20 protein-coding genes are annotated in these 23,285 nt (G+C 58.2%); 15 read left to right on the top strand and 5 right to left on the bottom strand.

The features are described 5' to 3' along the window. The first annotated feature begins 17 nt into the window (after window positions 1–17). Entirely contained in the window at window positions 18–935 is a 918-nt protein-coding gene (locus tag QP915_RS04045) for a tyrosine recombinase XerC (protein ID WP_284768180.1), read from the top strand. Here the strand turns inward: QP915_RS04045 and QP915_RS04040 are convergent. After that, window positions 932–1,453 (bottom strand): M23 family metallopeptidase, encoded by a 522-nt coding sequence (locus QP915_RS04040; protein ID WP_284768178.1) that lies wholly within the window; start codon window positions 1,451–1,453, stop codon window positions 932–934. The genes QP915_RS04045 and QP915_RS04040 overlap by 4 nt on opposite strands. A gap of 379 nt (window positions 1,454–1,832) precedes the next feature. Between QP915_RS04040 and rpsB the strand changes: the two genes are divergently transcribed. The 5 genes from rpsB to QP915_RS04015 all read left to right on the top strand — a co-directional run bounded on the left by rpsB (window position 1,833) and on the right by QP915_RS04015 (window position 6,389). Next, window positions 1,833–2,666 carry a 30S ribosomal protein S2 gene (gene rpsB / locus QP915_RS04035; protein WP_284768176.1) on the top strand — a complete coding sequence of 278 codons (834 nt, stop codon included), beginning with the start codon at window positions 1,833–1,835 and terminating at the stop codon, window positions 2,664–2,666. A 301-nt stretch (window positions 2,667–2,967) separates the two neighbouring features. Further along, window positions 2,968–3,780 (top strand): translation elongation factor Ts, encoded by an 813-nt coding sequence (tsf, locus tag QP915_RS04030; protein ID WP_005325225.1) that lies wholly within the window; start codon window positions 2,968–2,970, stop codon window positions 3,778–3,780. 265 nt (window positions 3,781–4,045) lie between these two features. Continuing rightward, window positions 4,046–4,732, top strand: coding sequence for a UMP kinase (gene pyrH, locus QP915_RS04025; protein WP_239277749.1), 687 nt, complete (start codon window positions 4,046–4,048; stop codon window positions 4,730–4,732). A 71-nt stretch (window positions 4,733–4,803) separates the two neighbouring features. Beyond that, window positions 4,804–5,361: a ribosome recycling factor gene (gene frr, locus QP915_RS04020; protein ID WP_005325221.1), complete on the top strand. Its 558-nt coding sequence runs from the start codon at window positions 4,804–4,806 to the stop codon at window positions 5,359–5,361. 125 nt (window positions 5,362–5,486) lie between these two features. Further along, window positions 5,487–6,389: a phosphatidate cytidylyltransferase gene (locus QP915_RS04015; protein WP_284768174.1), complete on the top strand. Its 903-nt coding sequence runs from the start codon at window positions 5,487–5,489 to the stop codon at window positions 6,387–6,389. Between the two features lie 83 nt (window positions 6,390–6,472). Here the strand turns inward: QP915_RS04015 and QP915_RS04010 are convergent, their stop codons facing one another. Beyond that, complete coding sequence (locus QP915_RS04010; protein WP_284768173.1) at window positions 6,473–6,880, bottom strand: LapA family protein; 408 nt, start codon at window positions 6,878–6,880, stop codon at window positions 6,473–6,475. A gap of 94 nt (window positions 6,881–6,974) precedes the next feature. Here QP915_RS04010 and rlmN point away from each other — a divergent pair, with 94 nt between their 5' ends. From rlmN to QP915_RS03995, 3 genes are read left to right on the top strand one after another with little or no spacing between them, the layout of a single operon-like run. Then, window positions 6,975–8,087 carry a dual-specificity RNA methyltransferase RlmN gene (rlmN, locus tag QP915_RS04005; protein ID WP_502869317.1) on the top strand — a complete coding sequence of 371 codons (1,113 nt, stop codon included), beginning with the start codon at window positions 6,975–6,977 and terminating at the stop codon, window positions 8,085–8,087. Window positions 8,088–8,105: 18 nt separating this feature from the next. Next, window positions 8,106–8,936 (top strand): ABC transporter ATP-binding protein, encoded by an 831-nt coding sequence (locus tag QP915_RS04000; RefSeq protein ID WP_284768170.1) that lies wholly within the window; start codon window positions 8,106–8,108, stop codon window positions 8,934–8,936. A gap of 5 nt (window positions 8,937–8,941) precedes the next feature. Continuing rightward, window positions 8,942–10,534 (top strand): hypothetical protein, encoded by a 1,593-nt coding sequence (locus QP915_RS03995; RefSeq protein ID WP_284768168.1) that lies wholly within the window; start codon window positions 8,942–8,944, stop codon window positions 10,532–10,534. 190 nt (window positions 10,535–10,724) lie between these two features. Here QP915_RS03995 and QP915_RS03990 read toward each other — a convergent pair whose 3' ends face one another. Next, the gene (locus QP915_RS03990; RefSeq protein ID WP_284768167.1) at window positions 10,725–11,231 is read right to left on the bottom strand and encodes a DUF2631 domain-containing protein; all 507 of its coding nucleotides are present in this window, start codon (window positions 11,229–11,231) and stop codon (window positions 10,725–10,727) included. Window positions 11,232–11,363: 132 nt separating this feature from the next. On the opposite strand from QP915_RS03990, the gene dxr reads away from it, so the two are divergent. The 5 genes from dxr to map all read left to right on the top strand — a co-directional run bounded on the left by dxr (window position 11,364) and on the right by map (window position 17,890). Continuing rightward, on the top strand, window positions 11,364–12,524 hold the full coding sequence (dxr, locus tag QP915_RS03985; protein WP_284768165.1) for a 1-deoxy-D-xylulose-5-phosphate reductoisomerase: 1,161 nt from the start codon (window positions 11,364–11,366) through the stop codon (window positions 12,522–12,524). A 14-nt stretch (window positions 12,525–12,538) separates the two neighbouring features. Next, window positions 12,539–13,747 carry a M50 family metallopeptidase gene (locus tag QP915_RS03980; protein WP_284768163.1) on the top strand — a complete coding sequence of 403 codons (1,209 nt, stop codon included), beginning with the start codon at window positions 12,539–12,541 and terminating at the stop codon, window positions 13,745–13,747. A gap of 108 nt (window positions 13,748–13,855) precedes the next feature. After that, on the top strand, window positions 13,856–15,019 hold the full coding sequence (gene ispG, locus QP915_RS03975) for a flavodoxin-dependent (E)-4-hydroxy-3-methylbut-2-enyl-diphosphate synthase (protein WP_269953086.1): 1,164 nt from the start codon (window positions 13,856–13,858) through the stop codon (window positions 15,017–15,019). 81 nt (window positions 15,020–15,100) lie between these two features. Then, on the top strand, window positions 15,101–16,954 hold the full coding sequence (locus tag QP915_RS03970; RefSeq protein ID WP_284768160.1) for a penicillin-binding transpeptidase domain-containing protein: 1,854 nt from the start codon (window positions 15,101–15,103) through the stop codon (window positions 16,952–16,954). Window positions 16,955–17,020: 66 nt separating this feature from the next. Next, window positions 17,021–17,890: a type I methionyl aminopeptidase gene (gene map, locus QP915_RS03965; protein WP_284768159.1), complete on the top strand. Its 870-nt coding sequence runs from the start codon at window positions 17,021–17,023 to the stop codon at window positions 17,888–17,890. A 1,095-nt stretch (window positions 17,891–18,985) separates the two neighbouring features. Here the strand turns inward: map and mtr are convergent. Next, window positions 18,986–20,389 (bottom strand): mycothione reductase, encoded by a 1,404-nt coding sequence (gene mtr, locus QP915_RS03960; RefSeq protein WP_284768157.1) that lies wholly within the window; start codon window positions 20,387–20,389, stop codon window positions 18,986–18,988. Between the two features lie 27 nt (window positions 20,390–20,416). Then, entirely contained in the window at window positions 20,417–21,445 is a 1,029-nt protein-coding gene (locus QP915_RS03955) for an alpha/beta hydrolase (protein WP_284768156.1), read from the bottom strand. Between the two features lie 263 nt (window positions 21,446–21,708). Between QP915_RS03955 and mqo the strand changes: the two genes are divergently transcribed. Continuing rightward, window positions 21,709–23,205 (top strand): malate dehydrogenase (quinone), encoded by a 1,497-nt coding sequence (gene mqo, locus QP915_RS03950; protein ID WP_005325195.1) that lies wholly within the window; start codon window positions 21,709–21,711, stop codon window positions 23,203–23,205. The last annotated feature ends 80 nt before the right edge of the window (window positions 23,206–23,285 follow it).

Here is a 23,285-nt window from a genome sequence, read left to right as displayed (position 1 = left end):
GAGTACACTGCTGTGGCATGAGTGAAGATGGAAAGTCCGCGAAGGCTCCGAAAGTTGAGGGGCAGATGGCTGAGGCCATTGAGGACTTTGCGGATTTCCAACTACACGTCAAAGGCCGCGCAGAAGCGACGGTGCGCGGGTATCGCTCCGACTTGCGCGACCTTGCACGCAGCGTGCCTACCTTCGCGGAGTTTGACCTCAATAGCCTGCGCCACTGGTTGGCAGAGGCTGTTGCGGAAGGAAAGTCGCGTTCCACTCTGGCACGGCGCACCGCGGCAGCGAAGGGGTTTTCTACTTGGGCAGTGCGCGAAGGGCACCTTAAGCGAGACGTTGCTGCCCGCCTAGTGACGCCCAAAGTGGGGCGTCACCTTCCAACGGTTCTCGCTCCGGAGCAGGCCGGCGAGCTTATGGGCAATGCGGTTTCTGCAGATGAAGTCCACTTTCTTCGCGATAGCGCCATCCTGGAGTTGCTCTATGCCTCCGGTATGCGCGTGGCGGAGTTGGTCCGGCTGGACCTGGGCGATATTGATTTTCAACGCGGTACCTTGCACGTCACCGGTAAGGGCAATAAGCAGCGCGTAGTGCCTTTCGGGCACGCAGCGGAAGACGCCTTAAAGCAGTGGATTGGCAAAGGCCGTGGAGAACTCGCCGGGGCCGAAACTGAAGCTGTATTTGTTGGCAGCAGGGGAGGGCGCATCGATCAACGCCAGGTGCGCCGCATTGTGGCAAAGGCCGCCAAAGTCACTGGTACACAGGGGCTTACCCCGCATGGGGTGCGCCACTCTGCCGCAACCCACCTATTGGAAGGCGGGGCAGATTTGCGCGTAGTGCAAGAACTGCTGGGGCACTCCTCGCTTAATACCACGCAGATTTATACCCACGTGTCCGCGCAGCGCTTGCAGCGCGTATACGACCAAGCCCACCCCCGAGCCTAAAGCGGTTTGAGGCGAATTACCGGCATATCCAGCAGGGTTAAAGGATCGATGTAGGTATCTTTTGCGATGAGTGCGCCCCAGTGCAGTCCGGGATAGCCATCGACGGGATTGCCTAAACGGCCTATCACTTGGCCCTCGCGGACTTCTTGGCCCTGCTTTACGGAGCCGTGCACAGGTTGATACGTCGTTCTCACTCCATCCGCGTGGGCAATGGAGACAACTGGTTTGCCGGCCACCGTGCCCACAAAGGCGACTTCGCCGTCTTCGGCGGCTACCACCGGCGAGCCCACGGATAGGGCCATGTCGACGCCGCGGTGGCCAGGGCTCCACTTTTGTTCTGGGGCATCGAAACCACGCAACACCCGCGCCGGGCTAGGTTTGCCGGAGGCAGGGTCGACATAGGCCGTGGCCGGTGGGCAACACGGAATAAGAATCGAAAGAAGGGTGAGGAAAGTGGTGGGGAGGAAGGTGGGGCGTCGGCAAGCGGGAAATGTGGAGGGGGAAAGGAACTGATTCATGGGCACAGTGTCCGCCGGAATGAAGCGTTTGGGAAGTCCGTTCACCTTATAGCTGTGGACAACTTGGGTTGCATGATGTGATTGAGACGGTTGTGACGATTGATGCAAAGTGACTGCGGTGAAGTTGTGGATAAGCTGTCTTCGGTTTGGAAAAACCAGCGTAAGGGGATTATTCTTTGGAGCAGCAGTGTGTCCACCTCGTGGAGGCATTGACTACGCGCGGCGAAGTTGTCGCTTCCTGCTGGAAGGAAGAGACAGCCTGACGGTTGACGTGGTCCTTGGAAACAAGGTGTCAGCGGGGCCTTCGTTGCTAGGGTGCGGAATAAAACACCGCACAATTGGAAAACCGAAAGACAAGATAAAAGAAAGCGAGCGAATCATGGCAGTTGTAACCATGCGCGAGCTCCTCGACGCTGGTGTGCACTTTGGCCACCAGACCCGTCGCTGGAATCCGAAGATGCGTCGTTTCATCTTCACCGACCGTAACGGCATCTACATTATCGACCTGCAGCAGACGCTGACCTACATTGACGAGGCTTACGAGTTCGTCAAGGAAACCGTTGCACACGGCGGCACCATCCTGTTCGTTGGTACCAAGAAGCAGGCTCAGGAAGCAGTTGCTGAGGAAGCAACCCGCGTCGGTATGCCTTACGTCAACCACCGCTGGTTGGGCGGCATGCTCACCAACTTCCAGACCGTTTCCAAGCGTCTGAAGCGCATGAAGGAGCTTCAGGCAATGGACGAGCGTGAGGACGGCTACAAGGGCCGCACCAAGAAGGAAGTTCTCATGCTCAACCGTGAGCGCGCCAAGCTCGAGCGCGTTCTGGGTGGCATCTCCGATATGGCCAAGACCCCGTCCGCACTGTGGATTGTTGATACCAACAAGGAGCACATTGCGGTCAAGGAAGCTCACAAGCTGAACATCCCAGTTGTTGCCATCCTGGACACCAACTGCGACCCGGACGACGTTGACTTCCCGATCCCGGGCAACGACGACGCCATCCGCTCCACCAAGCTGCTCTCCGGCATCGTTGCCTCCGCTGTTGAGGAAGGCAAGAAGGCTCGTGAGGAGCGTCAGCTGGCTGCAGCTAAGGAAGCTGCCGGCGACTCCGCTGAGAAGGAAAAGCGTGACGCTGAGGCAGCTGCCGCAGCTTCCGACCCGGCTTCCGCGGAAAAGTCTGAGGGAGCATCCGCAGACAAGGCCGAGAAGTAGTCTTAAACTTCTCGCTAGGAAATTTCCTCACCTGCGTTTAACTGAATACCCCACGCACTTTTGGTGTGGGGCAGCAAGGGGAGTAATTCCTGCCCAAGGCTGTTTACCAACCCCCGCCACCGTGCTTTAACGGCGGCGGGGGTTGGTTTTATCTATGCTGGGTGCTGCTGAAACCAGCTCCACTTTCATGCATAGGTAGGAAAGGGGTGGTTTCTGCCACCCTAAAGCGGCGCGATTTCACCGCGTCGACTACGCTGTTTGAACGAACACTGTTTGATTTTCAAGGAGGATCGCCCCAACTATGGCGAACTACACTGCTGCAGACGTCAAGGCACTGCGCGAAGCTACCGGCTCCGGCATGCTCGATTGCAAGAAAGCTCTGGAAGAGTCCAACGGCGACTACGACAAGGCTGTTGAGTACCTGCGCATCAAGGGCGCTAAGAACGTCTCCAAGCGCGCTGACCGTGAGGCTACCGAGGGCCTCATCGCCGTTTCTGGCAACACCATGGTCGAGATCAACTGTGAGACCGACTTCGTTGCTAAGAACGAAGCTTTCAAGACTTTCGCAGCCAAGATTGCTGACGCTGCTGCTGAGGCCAAGGCCAACTCCGCTGACGAGCTCAACAACATTGAGATCGACGGCAAGAAGGTCTCCGAGGTCGTGGACGAGGAGTCCGCAAAGACCGGTGAGAAGCTGCAGGCACGCCGTGCAGTTACCGTAGAGGGCGACAACGTTGCCGTTTACCTGCACCAGCGTTCCGCTGACCTGCCGCCGGCAGTGGGCGTTCTGGTCTCCTACGAGGGTAGCGAGGAAGGCGCTCACGCTGCAGCGCTGCAGATTGCTGCAATGAACGCTGAGTACCTCACCCGCGAGGACGTTCCTGCAGAGATCGTTGAAAAGGAGCGCGAGATCGCTGAGGCCACCACCCGTGAGGAGGGCAAGCCAGAGGCAGCCCTGCCGAAGATCGTGGAAGGTCGCCTGAACGGCTTCTTCAAGTCCATCGTTCTGCTGGAGCAGGCTTCCCTGTCTGATAACAAGAAGACCGTAAAGCAGGTTGCTGAAGAAGCTGGCACCACCATCACCGGCTTCGTTCGCTACGAGGTTGGCGCTTAAGCCCACCGCGCTTTAACAACTAGCCCACGAAGGACTATCCTTCGTGGGCTTTGTTGTGCGCTCACCGTGCCGACTCGTGCGGATGGACAATCCGCAGGAAAGGGACCGGCACGTCGCAATTGCCTACTGGCCTGCACCGGCGGGCGGTGTGAGGATGCGAAAGATATATGGGTAAGATAGGGCGGAGATTGAAACTGCCCCGCGTTAAGGAGACGAAGTAGGCGTGACTGCTGCAGATATTAAGCGAACCGGATACAAGCGAGTAATGCTGAAGCTGGGCGGTGAGATGTTCGGCGGCGGCAAGGTCGGCATCGACCCAGATGTGGTTGAAAACGTAGCCCGCCAAATCGCCGAGGTTTCCCGCCAGGGAATCGAGATTGCAGTGGTTATCGGTGGCGGAAACTTCTTCCGCGGCGCCGAGCTTTCCCAGCGCGGCATGGATCGTGCTCGCTCGGACTACATGGGCATGCTGGGCACGGTAATGAATTCCCTCGCATTGCAGGACTTCCTCAAGCAGCAAGGCGTGGACTGCCGCGTGCAGACCTCCATCAACATGGCGCAGATTGCCGAGCCTTACCTGCCGCTGCGCGCTGAACGCCACCTGGAAAAGGGGCGCGTGGTTATCTTTGGCGCCGGCATGGGCATGCCGTACTTCTCCACGGATACCACTGCCGCGCAGCGCGCCCTGGAAATTGGCGCTGAGGTTCTTTTCTTGGCCAAGGCGGTCGACGGCGTCTACTCTGATGACCCGCGCACCAACCCGGATGCGGAACTGTACTCTGAAATCACTCCGCGTGAGGTCATTGAAAAGGGCCTCAAGGTTGCAGATGCTACGGCCTTTAGCCTGTGCATGGACAATGATATGCCAATTTTGGTCTTTAACCTGCTGGAGGAGGGCAATATCGCCCGCGCCGCAGGGGGCGAAGTTATCGGCACGCTGGTGCAGTCCTAATACTGTAAGGGCTGCGAACCTGCTACCTTTTTATACAGCCACCCCTATTCGTTTAAGGATGATTTAACCTCATGATCGATGAGATTCAGCTCGAAGCAGAAGAGCACATGACCGCTTCCGTCGAGCACACCCGCGAGCAGCTGGTGACCATTCGTACCGGCCGCGCGAACCCCACCATGTTCAACGGCTTGGTAGCCGAATACTACGGTGTACCTACTCCGATTACCCAGATGGCTACCATTTCCGTACCAGAGCCGCGCATGCTGCTCATCAAGCCTTATGAGCAGTCCATGATTCATGAGATTGAAAACTCCATCCGCAACTCGGATTTGGGCGTGAATCCCACCAACGATGGTCAGGTTCTGCGCGTGACCGTTCCGCAGCTGACGGAGGAGCGTCGTAAGGAAATGGTGAAGCTGGCCAAGAGCAAGGGCGAGGACGGCAAGATTGCTATCCGTAATATTCGCCGCAAGGCCATGGAGCAGTTGAAGAAGCTGCAGAAAGACGGCGACGCCGGCGAGGATGAGGTCATCGCTGCGGAAAAGGAAATGGAAAAGATTACTTCCGGCTACATCGAGCAGGTGGACAAGCTGGTAGAAAATAAGGAAAACGAGCTGATGGAGGTCTAAGACCTCCCATCATTGCCGCCGTGCCCGTCCTCGGCCGGCGGCGCTTTTTCTGTTCCGCGGCCTACAGATCCGAAGTTTAGAGTAGGGGAGGTCGAGCAGTGAAAGTTAGCGAGGGGCGCGAAAAGATGCAGCGAAAGGAGTCGGTCACGGTGAGTGATGCCATAAACCGCCGATTGCCACAGCCGAAGAATGGTGCAGGCCGCGATTTGCCGGCCGCTATCGGCGTTGGCGTAGGCCTTGGCGCACTTGTCGTGCTCGCCGTATGGGCCGGCCCATTCGCGTGGTACGCGGTCGTGGCCCTTGCAGTTGGCGTTGCCATGTGGGAGGTACTCAGCCGCCTGCGGGAGCATTCCTACTATATTCCGCGCACGCTGCTCATTATTTTGGGCCAAGCCATGGTGTGGGTCTCGTGGCCACTGGGCGCGCCCGGCCTTGTTGCGGTCTATGTCACCGCTGTGCTGGCGCTCATGTTTGGTCGCCTCTTCCATAATGGTCGCCATCGCCCGCCAATTAACTACCTGCGGGATATGTCCGTCGGCATTTTTGTGCTGACGTGGATTCCGCTTTTTGCCACCTTTGCAGCAATGCTGTCGCTGGTATCGACCCCGTTTGCCAGTGGTGCCGCTTCCATCGTCGTCTTCATGTTGTGCGTGGTGGCCTCCGATACTGGTGGCTATATCGCTGGCGTGATGTTTGGCTCGCATCCCATGGCCCCTGCGGTGAGCCCCAAGAAATCGTGGGAGGGCTTTGCTGGGTCCATCCTCTTTGGCGTGGTCACCGGCGCGCTTACCGTGAAGTTCCTGCTTCATCACGATGCCTGGGTGGGTGGCCTGATGGGGCTTGGCCTTGTCATTTGTGCCACCTTGGGCGACTTGGTGGAATCCCAGTTTAAGCGTGAGCTCGGAATCAAGGATATGTCGGCCTTGCTGCCAGGCCATGGCGGCTTGATGGACCGCCTGGATGGCATGCTGCCTTCCGCCATGGTCACCTGGGTGGCCATTAGCTTCCTGGCAACGTTTACGCCATAGAAGCAGCGGGTACGCGAAAGCCGCCTCTCCCCAATAGTCCGTCCTAAGAAGGCAGGAAAAGGGGGGAGGCGGCTTTTTGAGACTTATACCTGCTTAGCCTGCTTGCGAAGTTGGCGGCGCAACTCAAACATGCGCCAGCCACCCACTAGCGCCATGATGAGTGCTCCGCCAATGGCGAAGATGAGGAAAGCAATTCCGGCAGGGAACTCACCGGACCAGCCTAGGAAGTTCATGGGAACCTCGTGCTGGTTTTGCATGATGAAAACAATGAGAACAATCAGCAGCAGGAAACCTACGATGAGCGCGATCCATGTGCTGGCTGCGAAAGATCCCTTGGCCTTGCCGGAAGGCTGGGTGGAGTGAGAAGTAGAGTCAGAGACCGTCGGCTCTAGGCTAGAACCGGTTTCCGGTGCAGAAGTGTTCATCTCCGTCGAGGAGAGGTCTGCGTCGGAAGAAGAAAAGTCATCTGCGGGGTAATTCGGATTTGTCATGCATCCATTATTTCTTTAAACCTGTCGATTATGCCACTTGGCACGGCTTTCAATTGGAAAAACCCACGCAGACCGTGGAAAAATGGGCAACACTATGGCTCAACCAGTGAAACTTAACTTCTCTGCCCCGCGCCGCGGACTTCCCCCTAAGCACTTCGCGGACTTGACCGAAACCGAGCGCATTGACAAGCTCGCAGAAATTGGCCTGCCTAAATTCCGTGCAAAGCAGCTGGCTAAGCACTATTACGAGCACTATACCGACAATGTGGAGGATATGACCGATATCCCCGCCGGCAAGCGCGAAGCAGTCAAGGAAGCTTTCTTCCCTGAACTCATGCAGCCTATCCGGACTACTTCCACGGATGACGGCGAGACCACTAAGTCCCTGTGGCGTTTGCATGATGGCACGCTGCTGGAGTCGGTTCTGATGCGCTACCCAGGACGCGCCACGTTGTGTATTTCTTCCCAAGCCGGCTGCGGTATGGCCTGCCCGTTCTGCGCTACCGGCCAGGGCGGTCTAGACCGCAACTTGTCTACGGGCGAGATCGTTGAGCAGTTCCGCCATGCTGCAGCCGCGATGGCAGCAGAAGGTGGCCGCCTGTCCAACGTGGTCTTCATGGGCATGGGTGAGCCACTGGCCAACTACAAGCGCGTGGTGCAGGCCGTGCGACAGATTACCGGCCAGGATGGTGCCGGCTTTGGTCTTTCCCAGCGCAACGTGACCGTGTCTACCGTGGGCTTGGCTCCGGCAATTCGTAAGCTGGCGGACGAGGATTTGGCCTGCACGCTCGCCGTTTCCTTGCACACTCCGGATGATGAGCTGCGCGATGGCCTCGTGCCTGTCAATAACCGCTGGTCCGTCGATGAGGTGCTCGATGCTGCGCGTTATTACGCGGATAAGTCTGGTCGCCGCGTGTCCATTGAGTATGCCCTGATTCGCGATAAGAATGATCAGGATTTCCGCGCGGATATGCTGGGCCGCAAGCTGCATCAAAAGTTGGGCTCCAAGGTTCACGTCAATGTCATTCCGCTCAATCCCACGCCGGGCTCGGAGTGGGATGCAGCTCCGCAGGACCGCCAGGACGAGTTTGTGCGCCGCGTGCAGGCCCAGGGCGTTCCTTGTACAGTGCGCGATACCAAGGGCGATGAGATTGCGGCGGCGTGTGGTCAGCTCGCAGCAGATGAACGGGAAGATAAGTCCGCCTAACTGATAAGATTGGCGGATATGATTATTCCGAATTATCCGCCGCTTGCAGATGACCCCACCGCGCAGGCCTTTGCCGTGCGCGGTCTGAATAAATCTTTCACTGGACGCCCCGCAGTGTCGAATTTGAGCCTCGACATTCCGCGGGGCTCTATTTATGGCATCGTTGGCCCAAATGGCGCTGGCAAGACCACCATGCTGACCATGGCGTGTGGCCTGCTGCGCCCAGATAGCGGTGAGGCGTTCATCGCTGGGCACAATACGTGGCAGCAGCCGATTGCGGCCAAGGCGGCGATGGGCCTGCTCATTGATGGCGCTCCCGTCTTTGACCGCTTGTCTGGTCCAGAGTACCTGTTTTATCTTGGCGCGTTGCGCAGCATGAACCAGGCCGAGGTGGAGCACCGCAGCGCACAGCTGCTGGACGCCTTGCAGCTTGCCGACGCCGCCGATAAACCCATCGCGGACTATTCCGCCGGCATGACTAAGAAGATCCTTTTGGCTGGTGCGCTCTTGCATAACCCGGAAGTCGTGATCCTCGACGAGCCTTTGGAAGCGGTGGACCCAGTCTCGGGCCAGCTCATTCAAGAGCTCTTGCGCGCCTATGCCGCCCGCGGTGGCACCGTAATCCTGTCTTCACACGTCATGCAATTGGTAGAGGGCTTGTGCGATCATGTAGCCATCATCGCGGGAGGACAGGTGCTATCTGCTGGCCATGTGGAGGAGGTGCGCCAGGGCGGTAGCCTGACGGATGCCTTCATCCACTTTGCTGGTGGGAGTGATTTTGATGCAGGCTCTTTCGATTGGCTGCGCCGTGGAGGCGGCGAGCCGCAGCGCGGGGAAGGGGAGGCGTAGGCGCAATGACTTCGACGCTCCTCAAGCTGCACCGCACACTGTGGGTCCGCAATCTCAAGGCGAATGCCGCTGCGGTCATGATCCCTATCTGCCTATTGCTCTATGGACTCATCGGCCTTGCGTCGCTAGGGGCTCTTGCTGCGGCAGATATCTCCATCGGAACTGGGAACGTGCAAGCCCTTACCGTGGCCCCCGCTGTAGGCACGCTCGCCTTTATCGTTATCACCCTCATCATACCCAGCGGGGAGAATCAGCTTTCTGCCCGTGAGCTTTCCGCGTTGCCGGTGCGGTTAAACGACATCACACCGGCACTAGCTATTGCCTCAGTACTCAATCTGCGCGCTCCAGTATCTGTCTTGCTCTCCATCGCCTACGCGGTGGCGGGGAGTGTGATCTTGGCGGCCAATGGCAAGGCATTGTTCATCGTGCCCTTCTGCCTGGGCATGCTCTTTGCCCTAGTGCTGACGCTGGTCTTAGTAGATCTCGCGGTCTATGTCGGGGTTACCGTCGCGGAGCTAAGCTCGACCACCCTCAAAGTTTTGGGTGCGCTGGCGGTGTTCTTGCTTATCTTTGGTTCGAATCGGCTTGCTTCCCTCGCTGACTCTGACTTCCCATTGGGAACTGTGGGCGAGGGTCTGGCGTGGACGCCAGTAGGCGCACCTGTAGGCTGGGCGCTCGCGCTCGCCCAAGGTCAACTGGCGGTGGCCCTTGCACAGTTCTTCATCGCCGCGGCGTCACTGGGCGCAGCCGTGTGGGCGTGGCACCGGTTGCTGCGCTTGCAATTCGAGCGCCGCACACTCCTGTCTCCGGCGCACCAACGCCGCGAAAAGGCCAAAGGGATTAACCGCTTTTCCTTGGGCTCCTTTTCCTATCGCGGTCCAGCTGCCATGGAGTTTACGCGCTCGCTGCGCTACATCTTCCGCGACTCCCGCCTTATCGGCACCATCATCATGCAGCCAATTTTGGCAATCGCCTTTATTATTCAGGGCTTTACTACTGATTCCGTCATGCCTTCTATAGGAGTGCTATTTCTGGGTCTTTTCGGCGGAATTGTAGCCACAAATGATTTTGGCTATGACGGTCCAAGCCTGTGGGTAAAGATGGCCGCCCCAGTTCGTCCGCGCACGTTTCTCTACGCGCGGCACTGGGCCCACTTGGCGCCCACAACCATTACCTTCGTCCTCTCGGCGGCAGTGCTTTTCGCAGTGAGCGCCGACAAAGCGCTCACCGGGTGCTTGATGGTGGTCGCACTGGGAATTTTCATCTCCTCTGCGGGGTTGTCATTGCTGCTATCCACCTTTAATCCCTTTGCCACCGCGCGGCCCGGTGGCAGTATGTGGGCAGATAAATCCGGCTACTCGGCCAGTGCCTTCTTAAGCGCCATTTTGAATTTGTTTATTGGCTGGACGCCGATTATCCCTGGCGTCATCCCAATGGCTATCGGCTACGGCTCGAATATGGCGCTGGTTGCACTGGGGTATATCCTCGTCATCGCGGTTCCCGTTGCGTGTTATATCGTCGCCCTCCGGGTAAGCGGCAAACGCGTGGACAACTCCTTGCCTGAGATTTACGCCAAGGTGGGGCACTGGGTGTCTTAAACCTTTATGTCCCCGCGACAGTAGCTCCATCGCGGCCCTCCCCGGGGCGCGATGGGGTCCGTGGAGCTGGGAGTGGGGCCTCAACGACAGAATGCGTTGGTGAGTAGGAGGGGGCGTCGCCAAGCGGAGGCATAAAGAAACCGCCGACCTTCGCAGGGAAGGGCGGCGGTAGCTAAAGCGTACTAAAAGCTTAGAGCGTGTGCTTGCCGGAGGTTACCGGGGTGGCGTTGTTGGTGCCTGGCTCAACGCGCAGGTGAGAAACGCGGGAAGGCTCAATGTTGAGCGCGCGCAGCTGGGAATCGGTCAGCTCGGCGTATGCGCCGGTGTTGGTCTTCTGGTCGTAGACCCAGTCCGGCTCCTGGTGGCCCACCGGCTGGTTGCGGGCGGTCACGGTGCGAACCTGGTGCAGCTTAGGCTGGAAAGCGTGGATGAGCAGGCCAACGGCGATCAAGATAGCCAAGGCAATGAGCCAGATGGTCTCAACGTGGCCCTTGTGGTTACCAAAGTTGTAGGCAAGCAGGAACAGGACAGAGATCCAACCGGCGATCTGTACGCCAGAGCGGCTGATGCGGGACCAACCGAATCCTGCGGATGGAACGTCCTCAGTAGAAACACCGTCAAATACCTGCGGTACCGGCTTGTGGGAAGACACTTGCTCTCCTTCGCTTCTGCGTGTGTCCGTCTGTGCGATGGGCATGCGGGCACACCAATGCCATTTGTCTGTTACACATTCTAAAACATCGCACCTGAGATGGCGATTAAACACCCCCGTCGCAGTGCGGCGTACCTGCCGCGCCCGCACAATGGTGGTGGGCGCTAGGGTGGAGGCGTGACTACTCAGCGAATACTCATTCTTGGTTCCACCGGTTCAATCGGCACGCAGGCTCTGGAAGTCATTGCGGATAATCCCGATAAATTCGACGTCGTGGGAATCGCTGCGGGTGGCTCCAACCCGCAGCTCATCATCGAGCAAGCCCGTAGCCTCAACCTTTCGTTTGACCACGTTGCCGTGGCCAACGAGGCCGCCGCGGCCGAGGTGTCGGCCGCTTTAGGCGGTTCGGTTTTGAGTGGCGCCGACGCTGCAGAGCACCTAGTGCGCTCGACCCCGGCCGATACGGTACTCAATGCCTTGGTGGGTTCTTTGGGGCTCAAGGCCACCGTGGCCACACTGGAAATGGGCGAGTACTTAGCCTTGGCCAATAAGGAATCCCTCGTCGCGGGCGGCACGCTGGTTACGCAAAAGGCGCGCCCTGGCCAGATTATCCCTGTTGACTCGGAACATTCCGCCATGGCGCAGTGCCTGCGTGCCGGCGAGGAGGGGGAGCTGGATAAGCTTGTCCTTACCGCCTCTGGTGGCCCCTTCCGCGGTTGGTCGCGCGAAGAGATGTGGGACGTGACCCCTGAGCAGGCAGCGCAGCACCCTACCTGGTCCATGGGGCAGATGAATACCCTCAACTCTGCCACCCTCATTAATAAGGGCCTGGAGCTTATTGAAGCAACGCTCCTCTTTGACATCGCCCCTGAGCGCATCGACGTCACCGTGCACCCGCAGTCCATCATTCACTCTATGGCCACCTTCAAGGACGGCTGCACTATCGCACAGGTCTCGCCGCCATCGATGAAACTGCCTATTTCGCTGGCACTGAATTGGCCGCACCGCGTACCAGGCGCCCAGCCGGCCTTGGACTTTGCGCAGGCGCATGACTGGCGTTTTGAGCCGCTTGACGATGCCGCCTTTCCCGCCGTCAGCCTCGCCCGCCGGGCCGCGGCCGATGGAACAGGGGTCATTTATAATGCCGCTAATGAGGAAGCTGCGGCCGCGTTCTTGTCCGGGCGCATCCATTTCCCGGAAATTGTGGACGTCGTGGGCACGATCCTTGATTCCGCATCCGAGTTTGCTGGTGTAGTCTCTAGCCTCGATGAAATCCTCGCGGTAGAAGGCGAGGCGCGCAGGCGCGCGAATGCGCTGATTGATTCGCTGGCTGACTAGAAAGCTTTCACACCATGGCAAACTTGCTGGGCATTGTGTTTTTCGCCCTTGGCATCGGGCTTACCGTAGCGTTGCATGAAGCAGGCCATATGCTCACGGCGCGTGCCTTTGGCATGCGCGTGCGCCGTTATTTTATTGGCTTTGGGCCGCGCCTATTTTCCTTCCGGAAGGGCCACACCGAATATGGACTTGCGGCCTTCCCGGTGGGCGGGTTTTGTGATATCGCTGGCATGACCGCGCAGGATGAATTCCTCTCCGAGGAAGAAGAGCCCCATGCGATGTATAAAAAGCCGTGGTGGCAGCGCATAATCGTGATGGCCGGCGGCATCGGTGTCAACCTGATTCTGGGCTTTGTCATCCTCTACTTTGTGGCGATGACGGCTGGTTTGCCCAACCCGGATGCTGATGTGCGCCCGCGCGTGGGTGAGGTGACGTGCTCGGCCAATCAGAAGCCGAACCAAGAGCTAGAGGCGTGCACGGGTAAAGGCCCCGCTGGAAAGGCCGGCGTGCAGGAGGGCGATATTATTGTGGCTCTCGATGGTCAGAAGCTGGATTCTTTTACCCAGCTGCGCGATGAGGTAATGCAGCGCCCCGGCGAGACCATCACGCTGACGGTTGAGCGCGGTGGGGAAGACAGGGACTTCTCGGTCCACCTCGATACGGTCAAGCGGTTGAACCAAGACGGCGAGCTGGTGGATGCTGGCTCGATCGGACTGAGTAATCAGCTTATCGATGTCGTCGAAAAGCACGGCGCCGTCGAGGCCCTACCGGCAACCTGGCGCTTTAGCACCTACTCGCTGGACGCAACGGTCGAGGGGCTGAAGCAATTCCCGGGCAAAATTCCGGGTGTGGTGGCCTCCATTTTCGGCCACGAACGCGAGGCCGATGGCCCGATGTCCGTCGTCGGTGCTTCCCGCGTGGGCGGCGAATTGGCAGAGCGTTCCCTGTGGTCGATGTTCTTTATGATGCTAGCCACCCTGAACTTCTTCCTCGCACTCTTTAACCTGATTCCGCTACCGCCTTTCGACGGCGGACATATCGCCGTCATCATCTATGAAAAGCTGCGCGATGGCATCCGCAAACTGGCGGGCAAGCCAGCTCTGGGGCCGGCCGATTACACCAAGTTGATGCCGGTGACCTATGTCATGGCCGCGCTGCTAATGGGCGTTGGTGTCATTGTCATTGTTGCCGATGTGGTCAACCCCATACGGCTATTTGGCTAGCCGCCGCAGCCCCCGCTGCGCGCACTTCAGGCATAAAGCAAGCAGTGCTAGAGTGGGGGCGTTAATCACCCACCGTATGTATTTACTGTGCTTCAACAAGGAGAATTCATGTCGACCCCCATCGGTCTAGGAATCCCAGACGGCCCACCACCAGTCCTGCACCCGCGCCGCAAGACTCGTCAGCTGCAGGTGGGCCCGGTCGGCGTCGGCTCTGACTCACCCATCTCGGTGCAGTCGATGACCAATACCAAGACGCACGACATTAACGGCACGCTGCAGCAGATCGCGCAGCTGACGGCTTCCGGCTGCGATATCGTGCGCGTGGCTTGCCCTAAGCCTGTTGATGCGGAGGCACTTCCGGCCATTGCCAAGAAGTCCCCGATCCCGGTTATTGCGGATATCCACTTCCAGCCTAAGTACATCTTCCAGGCCATCGACGCTGGCTGCGCCGCCATCCGCGTGAACCCGGGCAATATCCGCGAGTTTGACGGTCGCGTAAAGGAAGTTGCTAAGGCAGCCGGCGATGCCGGCATTCCCATTCGCATCGGCGTGAATGGTGGCTCCTTGGACAAGCGCCTGCTGGAAAAATACGGCAAGGCCACCCCGGAAGCACTCGTCGAGTCTGCTATCTGGGAGGCTGGCCTCTTTGAGGAGCACGGTTATGGCGATATCGCTATTTCCGTTAAGCACTCCGATCCGGTTTTGATGGTGGAGGCCTACCGCCAGCTGGCGGAAAAGACTGATTACCCGCTGCACCTCGGCGTGACCGAGGCCGGTCCGAAGTTCATGGGTACCATCAAGTCTTCGGTTGCCTTCGGCGCACTGCTGGCAGAGGGCATTGGCGATACTATTCGCGTGTCCTTGTCCGCTCCGCCGGTAGAGGAAATCAAGGTGGGCGACCAGATTCTGCAGTCGCTCAACCTGCGCCCGCGCAAACTGGAAATCGTTTCCTGCCCGTCCTGTGGCCGCGCCCAGGTGGACGTTTACAAGCTGGCGGAGGAAGTTACCGCCGGCTTGGAGGGCATGGAGTTCCCGCTGCGCGTTGCCGTGATGGGTTGCGTTGTCAATGGCCCAGGCGAGGCCCGCGATGCCGACCTCGGCGTTGCCTCCGGCAATGGCAAGGGCCAGATCTTTGTTAAGGGCGAGGTCGTTCGCACCGTGCCGGAGGACAAGATTGTGGAAACCCTCATTGAAGAGGCCATGCGCATTGCCGATGAGCAGGGTATGGAAGCCGTGGAAGGCGCCAAGGCTGAGGTTCGCGTAACCCAGTAATTTACCCACTTTGAGCAGACTGCCCCGCACTTCGGTGTGGGGCAGTCTTTTTTGGCGCTTGCGCTGCTAGAGTGCCAAGACATGAAGAAGTTGGTCGCGCTGGTTGCAACTATCACGCTCGCCTCCACCAGCGTGGTTGCCTGTACACCGAAGCCGGTCTCTGCGGAACCGGTCGCAGAAGAATTCCTCCAGGGGATGGAGTCCCGCAATAATGACGGTTTAGCCGCGCTTACCGACGCCCCCTCCGACGCCACCTCCGCCCTCGATGCCACCTACTCCGGCCTGCAGGCCGAGGGGCTCGACATTGAGCTTGAAGGCGTGGACCAAGATGAGAACCTCGCCACGGCCAACTACAAGGTCACCTGGGACCTGCCCAAGGAACGTACCTTGAGCTATGACACGCAGATGACGCTGACCAAGACTGAGGATGAGTGGACGGTGCGGTGGAAGCCGAGCCTTATCCACCCCGACCTGGGAGCAAATCAGCACCTGGAACTGCGCGCACTGGAAGCAGAGCGCGCCAGCGTGGTGTCTTCCAATGGAGTGGAACTGATGAGCCCGGGGCTGAACTACCGGCTGGTGGTAGATACCAGCTCGCTGGATGATGTGCGTCCCACCGCTTCCAAGATCAGCGGCGCACTAGCTGCCGCTCACCGCCAGGATGACTCCATTGCAGAGATGGATGCCAAGGATCTGGCCAAAAAGTTGGAGGATGCAGACGGCTCCTTTTCCGTCACCATGTTTACGGAGGATCAAGCCAAGGCTGTGCGCCCCAAGGTGGAAGGCATGGACGGCGTGCGCCTCAATGAAGAACCGGCTCTAGTCACCCGCGACCGTGGCCTGGCACCCGATCTGATGTCGCGCGTGCGATCCGCGGTCCAAGATGAGGTCGATGGCCAAACCGGCTGGTCCATTTCTGTGGTCAATGAGAATGGCGCAGCACTCTCTGATGTGGAAAAGCACGACCCTGATGCGGCGCCATCGATCAAGGTAGGTCTGGACTACGACGTGCAGCGGGCCGCGCAAGAGGCGGTCAATGAGCGCGCAGACTCCCAGGCTATGCTCGTAGCCATCCGTCCCTCCAATGGCGATATCTTGGCCGTCGCCCAAACCGAAAAAGCCGATGAAGACGGCGACGTAGCCCTCCAAGGCCAGTACCCTCCGGGCTCGGTGTTTAAGATTCTCACCGCCGCGGCCGGCGTAGAAAAGCAGGGGCTTAATACCGATACCATCGTTCCGTGCCCTGGCACCATGGACATCTTTGGCCGCGTGGTGACCAACTACAATGCCTTCGCCCTAGGCAGCGTTCCGCTCAGCCAAGCCTTTGCACAATCGTGCAACACTACCTTCGCGGATATTTCCACCAAGCTTAAGCCTGGTGAGTTGAAAGACATGGGAAAGAAGTTTGGCTTCGGCGTGGAATACGATATCCCAGGCCTTACTACCATTACCGGTTCCATTCCGGAGGGCAAAGAACCACTGGAGCGCACCGAATCCGGTTATGGCCAGGGCTATGACTTGGCTAGCCCTTTCGGCATGGCGCTTGTCTCCGCAACGGTTGCCAATGGCAAAACGCCAACACCTACGCTGATTGAAGGCCATGAGACCAAAGCCTCCGATAAGCCGCAGCAGATTTCAAAGCCCGTGCTGGACAATGTGCGCAGCATGATGCGCCAAGTGGTCACCAACGGTACCGCCCGCAGCATGGCGGCTGGCGGCACGATTTACGGCAAGACCGGTGAGGCCGAGATCAACGAAGGCTCGCACGCCTGGTTTACCGGCTACCGCGAAGAAGACGATATTGCCTTTGCCACCCTCGTGGTCTTGGGCGGCGGCTCCGATGCTTCGGTCAATATCACCAGCAATTTCTTGCAGAAGGTCGATGACTACCGCTCCGGTCCGCACGAGGGTGCGGCTCCGCCGGCCGAAGGGTAGAAACCCCGCCTGCCCTCGTGACCCCGGCTGCTGCATTATGGGCGCAGAGGACTACCATGGGAAACCATGAGTAATCGAGGAAAGCTAAAGCCAGGCAAGCCCACTCCGATCCTCACCGTGCCGGAGAGCATTGAGCGACCGGAGTACGTGTGGAAGGACGAGGTACAAGAGGGCATTGGTGAGCCCTACGTCCAGTCTCCTGAGGTCATTGAGAAGATGCGTGAGGCATGTAAGATTGCTGCCAACGCCCTCAAGGAAGCCGGCAAGGCCGTGCAGCCGGGCGTAGCTACCGATTATGTAGACCGCGTCGCGCACGAGTACATGTGCGACCACGGCGCTTACCCGTCTACGCTGGGCTACCGCGGCTTCCCCAAGTCCAGCTGTGTATCCCTCAATGAGATTGTTTGCCACGGCATCCCGGATACCACGGTGATTGAGGATGGCGACATCGTCAATATCGATATCACCGCTTATAAGAATGGCGTCCACGGTGATAATAACGCTACCTTCCTTGCCGGCAACGTCTCCGAGGAACACCGCCTGCTGGTAGAGCGCACCAAGGAGGCCACCATGCGCGGCATCAAGGCTGCAAAGCCTGGCCGCGAGATTAACGTCATCGGTCGTGTAATTGAGTCTTATGCCAAGCGCTTCGGCTACAACGTCGTGCGCGATTTCACCGGCCACGGCGTTGGCCCAACCTTCCACAACGGTCTTGTTGTCCTGCACCATGACTCGACCGTGTACCGCGACATCCTTGAGCCTGGTATGACACTGACTGTAGAGCCGATGATTAACCTCGGCTCCTTGGATTATGAGATCTGGGATGATGACTGGACCGTCCAAAACACCGACGGCAAGTTCACCGCCCAGTTTGAGCACACCCTTGTCATTACCGAGGATGGCAACGAAATCCTCACCGTCCCCGACGAGGACTAAAACTATTTCACAAAGGCCGCCTCCACACGACCCTCGGCAGGGAAGTGGAGGCGGCCTTGCACATGCTTGCCGACGCCTTGTGGAAGCCAACCCGCCCTAAGTAGTGAACAGGCTCATAGTAAAAGGGTCTCCTTCTAAGGATGCAACCGCTTGTAAGCCTTAGCTTTCTAGCCCCAACATGTCGCCAGCAATTAGCGGAGGATTGTGCCCAGAACTTGTGGATAGATCCGTTGTTACGGCGAAGTTATCATCTCCGGTCATATCTTCGAATTGTGGAGTTTCGGCCGAGAAGTACGGGCGTAGAACACGGCTCGGTATCCACTTGGTGCAGGTGGCAGTTGCCGGTCACTTGCGAGGCCTTCGCTAGCTGTAGATCCGATTTTGGAGGACAAAGACGCGCACTCGAAGTCTCCAGCATTGAACTTCTTGACTACTAAGAGTGGACGAAAAGCTGGGCTGATCATGTCATCACGCAGACTGCTGATGCCTGTACGGCGCTAGCCCTGGAAGACCATTTGCCCACGCAGGATCGCGGAAAAGTCCTTGGAGGAGCCAATGACGCCAACGCCTTTAACCGCTCGTTGCCCTCGAGCTAATTGTAAACCCTAGATTGCAGGGAAGGGGAGTAGTTGTCCGGATTGAGTTTTGCTGTCTTTTCTGTCTTGAAATGGTTAGCCTGCCCCAAATGATCTGCTCCACTTGGGGCAAACGGTCACGCCAGCGGAGGCAATGGCGGTGTTGCCGAATGCGACGGAGACTGCGGTAGCTATATCGAGGTTGGATATTTCAAAATTACTTTTAGGGGTATAAGCAATGTCTTGCAGTGGGGGAACCAAAGTGCAATTGAGAATCTGGCAGAATTAGTAAAAGCGATGACATGTGCCTATTGGTTTGGGCCGGTATTTCGAGTGAATTCAGTAAAACTCCCGTCCTTTTGCGCGTCAAAGACTGGAATGTCAGCGATTAAATTAATTTGGGCCCTTTATGGTGATAATTTTCCTGAAATTGTGAATGGCCCTTCCTTGGCGTGAAGTGGGAAAACGCCCTAAAACCTGGGAATAAACTGGAAGGATGTGAGAAGGATCACGTAACAGTTCACTTATTCCACTCCAGTCCCAAAAGGGCATTTTCCACTACTTCTGGCAGCGCAGGGTGGATCCAATATTGGTTGCGAGTAAACTCCCGCATGTCCAACTTGTAGGCCATCGCGGTAATCAATTGCTGGATCAAGGTAGAGGCCTGTGGGCCCATGAGGTGAGCGCCGAGAAGCTGTCCAGTCCCGCGGTCTGCTACCAGCTTGCAGATGCCAGTGGTATCTTCCATAGCCCAGCCGTAGGCAACGTCGCCAAAGTTTTGAACTTTGACGGTGATGTCGAAGCCCTTCTGACGTGCCAGCTTTTCAGTAAGGCCCACTGTGGCGATTTGTGGGTGGGTAAAGATGGCGGCGGGGACATTGTCGTGGGGCAGTGGGCGGAGATCTTCTGGGTGGAGCAGGTTGTGCTGCACGGCGCGGGTCTCCGCATTGGCTACGTGCTTGAGCATATATGGAGAAGAGACATCGCCAAGCGCCCAAACACCCTCGGCGGCGGTGCGGCCAAATTCATCGGTGGCAATTCGGCCGTCGGCAAGTAGCTCAATGCCAGCCTTGTCCACATCCATCTGGTCGCCATTGGGGGTGCGCCCAGTAGCAACTAGAATCGCTTCTGCTTCCACGGAGTCACCGTTGTCGAGCTCCAACCGCACTCCATTGTCGGTCTTTTCGAGCTTGGTGCCATTGGCTATGCGCACGTCGAAGCGATCGCGCGCAATCTGGTTGAAGCGGCTGGACAGGTCATCATCCAAGTGGCGCAGCAAGGTCTCGGAGCGATTGACCACGGTCACCTGGGTGCCGAGGCCGTCAAAGACATGGGAAAACTCCATGGCGATATAGCCACCGCCTACCACAATGAGGCTTTCTGGCTGGTGGTCCATGCGCATGATGTCTTCATTGGTGTAGTACTTCACGCCCGAGTTGGCATAGACCTCCGGAATCGCCGGACGGGAGCCGGTGGCAATGACGATCTGGTCGCCGCTGATGACATGCTCGCCGGTCTGAATGGTCTTCGGGCCGACAAAACGAGCGTGCTCATCAAACACGGTGATATTCGGGGTTTCTTCACCGCGGCGGTACTGCTCGCCGCCCTGGGCAATCTGGTCGATGCGGTTGGTAAAGACCCGGTCCACGATGGAGCCCCAATCCACGCTAGTGACCTGAGCATCAAGGCCCAGCCGGCCGGCCTCGCGCGCCGCTAGTGCAATATCGGCGGCATAGACATACATCTTGGTGGGAATGCAGCCTACGTTGAGACAGGTGCCGCCGAAGGTGCCCTTTTCAATGATGGCGATTTTCTGGTCATCAAAATCCGGGCTAGGGATGGAGTTTCCGGAACCGGTGCCGATGATGATGAGGTCAAAATGTTCCTCGGCAGTGGGCGTGTGGGACTGGTGTGAAGTAGTCACGTTTATTCCTTATATATAGGGGATGATTTAGTGAGTAGATTGTGGGGTATCTAGGACGGTGGGAAGCCACTCGTCACAGGCGTCAAAAGCTTCTTGCAGCGGGTCCGGAAGCGATAGGAACACATCGTGCCTAGCGCCCTTGATGGGGTGCAAGGTGTAGTGGGCGCTAAGTTCCTTTGCCCAGCGCCGCGTTTGCGCAACGTCGATGATGACATCTGCGTGGTTCACGCTGTCGGAGTAGGGCTGACCCAATTGGGTGCGAGTGGACTGCAGCGTCAAGATGGGGATGCCAGCATCAACGCGGCCGCTGTGGATAGCGTCAAAGCCATGGAATACCGCGGCTATCCAGCCGACATATTTTTTATGGCCGGCCAATGGCTTAAAGCGAAGATCAAAATCCCAGTCGCCGTAAAAGTCTCGGTGTACGGACTCGCCGTAAGCAGTGAGGTTGCCACCAGGCAGGGGAATCATGGGAGCCTTGCGGCCTAGCGCATAGAGCAATGGCTTGAGGGGGGTGAGAACTTGGCCGGGTACGCCCATCATGTCGAGCCACGGACTATTCAGGATGAGGCCCGCCAAGCGCTGGTGGCGTTCTTGGTCGGTTCGGCGCAGATGATCCATCCACAGCGGGGCGATCAAGCCACCGGTGGAGTGGGCGATGAAGATGACCTCATCATTGGGGATCGCATCAAGTGCGGCGGTGAGGTCTGTAAAGTACAGCGCCAAGTCCGAAGCATAGTGCCACGACTGGCCCGAGCGGCGCGAGCGGCCGCACTTGCGCAGATCGATGGCATAAAAGTCATAACCTTCGGCGGCAAAGTGCTCGGCTACGTGGGTGTGGAAGAAATAATCGGTCATGCCGTGTAGCCACACCAGCGCCGGGCGTGACGGGGCGGCTGACTCACGTGCAGTACCACCCGCGTGCTTCGGCGCGTAGTGCACCAGCGTGGTGACCACGTCGCCCTCGCCATCGGGGTCTGTACCCAAGTCAATGGTGGCAGCTTCATAGTCAGGGCCAAGTTTGTCTGGGCCCCATACCGGGGAGTGTGTAACCATGCCTCGATTCTAGGTGCAATGAAGAATTTATGGTGTTGCCGGTGGGGTGTAAATAGTGGGGCGGAAATTCCCACATTTTCGCCACTGGTCTGGGGGAGAAATCCCAAATTGGATGAGAAAAGCGTAGAGTAAGGCCTTAATGCGTGACGCACCGCCAGGTTGTCATAGTGCAACGATGGTGGCGCGGGGCGCTAAGCGGTAAAAACCAAGGCGTAGACCGCGCCGATGGATATCTATTTTCAATTCGAAGAGGTAATAACACAGTGTCCTCCGCTAAGAAGACAGCACAGGTTGTAGACGAGGTCGATGTAGCACTAATCGGTGCTGGCATCATGAGCGCCACCCTGGGTGCTATGCTCCGCGAGTTGGAGCCCAGCTGGACCCAAATGGTCTTTGAGCGCCTCGATGGCCCCGCATTGGAGTCCTCCTCCCCGTGGAATAACGCCGGTACCGGCCACTCCGCACTGTGCGAGCTGAACTACACCCCGGAGAAGAACGGCCGCATTGATATCTCCAAGGCTCTGGGCATCAACGAGAAGTTCCAGAAGTCTCGCCAGTTCTGGTCCCACCAGCTCAACAACGGTATTCTCACCGACCCGAGCGAATTCATTAATCCGGTTCCGCATGTGTCCTTCGCACAGGGCGAAATCCAGGTAGATTACCTCAAGCGCCGCTATGATGTGCTGAGCGAGAAGCACATGTTCCCGGGCATGCAGTTCTCCGCAGACGATTCCGACTTTGCTGAGAAGCTGCCGCTGATGGCGAAGGGCCGTGACTTCTCCAATAAGGTGGCCATTTCTTGGACCGACGCTGGTACCGACGTCAACTTTGGCGCGCTGACCAAGCAGTTCCTGACCGCAGCTAAGGCTTCCGGCACCGAGATCCGCTATGGACATGAGGTCATCGACATCAAGCGTGATGGCTCCGCGTGGAAGGTGTACTCCAAGAACAAGCACACCGGCGACATCACCGTAGTTAAGGCAAAGTTCGTCTTCGTTGGTGCCGGCGGTTACGCCTTGGATCTGCTGCGCAAGGCAAAGGTGAAGGAAGTTGCCGGTTACGCAGGCTTCCCAGTATCCGGTCTGTGGCTGCGCTCCAAGAACCCGGAGCTTATCGAGCAGCACCAGGCAAAGGTCTACGGCAAGGCTGCTGTGGGCGCGCCGCCAATGTCCGTGCCGCACCTGGATACCCGCGTTATCGACGGCGAGAAGGGCCTGCTTTTCGGTCCTTACGGTGGCTGGAGCCCGAAGTTCCTGAAGAAGGGCACCTACCTGGACCTGTTTAAGTCCATCCGCCCAGACAACATCACCTCTTACCTCGGCGTTGCCGTGCAGGAGTTCGGCCTAACCAAGTACCTGGTGGATGAGGTGCGCAAGAGCTTCTCGGACCGCGTGGAAGCCCTGCGCGAGTACGTACCGGAAGCAAAGGAAAGCGACTGGGAGACCGTTATCGCTGGCCAGCGCGTCCAGGTGATTAAGCCTGCCGGTGCTCCGCAGTTCGGCTCCCTCGAGTTCGGCACCACCTTGGTGAATAACCAGGAGGGCAATATCGCCGGCCTGCTCGGCGCTTCCCCGGGTGCATCCATTGCCCCGGCCGTCATGCTGGAGCTGCTGGAGCGTTGCTTCGGCGAGCACATGATTGATTGGGCAGACAAGATCCGCGAGATGGTTCCGTCTTATGGCATCAAGCTGCGCAACGATGAGAAGCTGTACGACGAAATGTGGGAGTACACCCAGAAGACCCTGAAGCTGGACCGCTAACAGCTAGCTTTCCTCCCTACGCGCCCCCGCGCCGCCACGTTGGCGGTGCGGGGGTTTCGTGCGTCCTAGGCCGGTAATGG

The sequence above is a fragment of the Corynebacterium sp. MSK158 genome (assembly GCF_030229085.1).
Classification (GTDB): domain Bacteria; phylum Actinomycetota; class Actinomycetes; order Mycobacteriales; family Mycobacteriaceae; genus Corynebacterium.
Note: the sequence above shows the minus strand (reverse complement) of the source record. Positions and strands in the feature narration are given on the sequence as shown.

What these genes read in the sequence shown, in the direction of transcription:
- QP915_RS03990 (WP_284768167.1), bottom strand. Translation starts at nt 11,231, where the DNA reads ATGCCCATCGCACAGACGGACACACGCAGAAGCGAAGGAGAGCAAGTG.
- QP915_RS03995 (WP_284768168.1), top strand. Translation starts at nt 8,942, where the DNA reads ATGACTTCGACGCTCCTCAAGCTGCACCGCACACTGTGGGTCCGCAAT.
- QP915_RS04015 (WP_284768174.1), top strand. Translation starts at nt 5,487, where the DNA reads ATGCAGCGAAAGGAGTCGGTCACGGTGAGTGATGCCATAAACCGCCGA.
- map (WP_284768159.1), top strand. Translation starts at nt 17,021, where the DNA reads ATGAGTAATCGAGGAAAGCTAAAGCCAGGCAAGCCCACTCCGATCCTC.
- QP915_RS03970 (WP_284768160.1), top strand. Translation starts at nt 15,101, where the DNA reads ATGAAGAAGTTGGTCGCGCTGGTTGCAACTATCACGCTCGCCTCCACC.
- QP915_RS04045 (WP_284768180.1), top strand. Translation starts at nt 18, where the DNA reads ATGAGTGAAGATGGAAAGTCCGCGAAGGCTCCGAAAGTTGAGGGGCAG.
- QP915_RS04010 (WP_284768173.1), bottom strand. Translation starts at nt 6,880, where the DNA reads ATGACAAATCCGAATTACCCCGCAGATGACTTTTCTTCTTCCGACGCA.
- rpsB (WP_284768176.1), top strand. Translation starts at nt 1,833, where the DNA reads ATGGCAGTTGTAACCATGCGCGAGCTCCTCGACGCTGGTGTGCACTTT.
- frr (WP_005325221.1), top strand. Translation starts at nt 4,804, where the DNA reads ATGATCGATGAGATTCAGCTCGAAGCAGAAGAGCACATGACCGCTTCC.
- QP915_RS03980 (WP_284768163.1), top strand. Translation starts at nt 12,539, where the DNA reads ATGGCAAACTTGCTGGGCATTGTGTTTTTCGCCCTTGGCATCGGGCTT.
- QP915_RS03955 (WP_284768156.1), bottom strand. Translation starts at nt 21,445, where the DNA reads ATGGTTACACACTCCCCGGTATGGGGCCCAGACAAACTTGGCCCTGAC.
- QP915_RS04040 (WP_284768178.1), bottom strand. Translation starts at nt 1,453, where the DNA reads ATGAATCAGTTCCTTTCCCCCTCCACATTTCCCGCTTGCCGACGCCCC.
- ispG (WP_269953086.1), top strand. Translation starts at nt 13,856, where the DNA reads ATGTCGACCCCCATCGGTCTAGGAATCCCAGACGGCCCACCACCAGTC.
- pyrH (WP_239277749.1), top strand. Translation starts at nt 4,046, where the DNA reads ATGCTGAAGCTGGGCGGTGAGATGTTCGGCGGCGGCAAGGTCGGCATC.
- rlmN (WP_502869317.1), top strand. Translation starts at nt 6,975, where the DNA reads ATGGCTCAACCAGTGAAACTTAACTTCTCTGCCCCGCGCCGCGGACTT.
- tsf (WP_005325225.1), top strand. Translation starts at nt 2,968, where the DNA reads ATGGCGAACTACACTGCTGCAGACGTCAAGGCACTGCGCGAAGCTACC.
- QP915_RS04000 (WP_284768170.1), top strand. Translation starts at nt 8,106, where the DNA reads ATGATTATTCCGAATTATCCGCCGCTTGCAGATGACCCCACCGCGCAG.